The organism is Chimaeribacter californicus (genome assembly GCF_002858675.1).
Taxonomy (GTDB): domain Bacteria; phylum Pseudomonadota; class Gammaproteobacteria; order Enterobacterales; family Enterobacteriaceae; genus Chimaeribacter; species Chimaeribacter californicus.
In genome coordinates this window covers 1-1,308 of sequence record NZ_PJZF01000071.1, presented here as the reverse complement: position 1 = coordinate 1,308, position 1,308 = coordinate 1, and the positions used below count along the sequence as shown (strand labels likewise).

The window sequence follows — 1,308 nt, the reverse complement described above, 5'->3', positions numbered from 1 at the left end:
GTCACGGCTCCCCACAAAATTCAGTGCCGCTTAAAAAGCGGCGCTGATATGCCGAGACCAGCATGCGGCGCGCTTTTTCAATATCTCTTCCTTTTATTTTCATTGTGTTATCAGCAAGTACATAGTGAGCCAGCGTGATAAGTGATAATACCCGACGGTGGCGGGTACTGTTGGACTGCAGACCCCGGTGCCACTGCCGGTGCTCGGCATAAAACCCCACCAACCAGAGGCACTGGGCCGCCAGGGTGGACAGCAGGCACAGCACGCTGATGCGTTGCAGGCCGTGGCTCAGGCTCAGGCTCTCGCGCCAGGCCGCGCCGTAGCGCGGGCTTTTATCATCCCGGAAGTTCTGCTCTATCTGCATCCGTTGCCGGTACAGGCGGATAATCTGCGCGGCTTTTTTGTCCGTTAACGACGAGACCAGCAGCCAGGGCTCCTGATGTAATGCCCGGTGCCGCCGGGTCTCTGCGCCGAAGTTGGGCTGAGGGTTGCGCGACCGCCCGGCAGGCTGCCGGTAAAGATAAAACTGGCCGTAGAACGGCACATTCCCCCGCTTTCTGAGGTAGCGCCCGAGCCATCCGGCCCCGAGATGGCGCGGCGTGCTGGCGGCCCGGTCAGCGATATCAGCCAGCGTATCCCAGCGCTCAGGCTGTGCATCGAGGCAAAAACGCCGGGTGCCGCGTATCCGGCTGATGACGTCCCAGCCGTGCGCCCGGACAGCGGTTATCCACGGCAGGGCGAAGCCGGCATCGGTCACGATAATCACCTGCTGACGTGCCCCCAGCATCTGCGCCAGCTGCGCTAAAAACCGGGTCTGCTCGTCGGGGTGACCAAGCCGGTGCTGCGGCACCAGATAGTTGAACAGCGGGATAGCCCGGCCGTCATACAGCAGCGCGGCGCGCAGCGTATGGAAATCGCGCGAGCAGCAGCCGCTCCAGTCAACGGCAATGACACAGCGGGTCATGCCGCGAAGCAGGTGGTGTACGGTGGCACGATAGACAGAGAACAGCTCATTATGCAGGCGCGGGTTGCCCAGCAGCCGGTCAATGCGCTTGATATTGTGCTTCATGGACGTGGGCCGCCGGAGATGCCGCCCTATGGATGTCAGGGTGAGTTTGCTGCCGGTGGTCAGGGCGCAGACGGCATCAATGATGGCCTGGCGACGGTAGGCATGCAAACCGGCCAGAGATTTTTGCAAAAAAGTTTGGCACACTAGAGATGCAGACACAGGGATTTCTCATGATTTGTTGGCGCAATAATGAGATCACAAATTCCTGTGTCTGTCTTGTTTTTGTGGGGAGCCGTCAG

The 1,308-nt window shown here is 60.2% G+C and carries 1 protein-coding gene; it reads right to left on the bottom strand.

The window, feature by feature from the left end:
• Window position 1: 1 nt before the first annotated feature.
• Window positions 2-1,198 (bottom strand): IS4 family transposase, encoded by a 1,197-nt coding sequence (locus CYR55_RS22855; protein WP_165699659.1) that lies wholly within the window; start codon window positions 1,196-1,198, stop codon window positions 2-4.
• Between the last annotated feature and the right edge of the window lie 110 nt (window positions 1,199-1,308).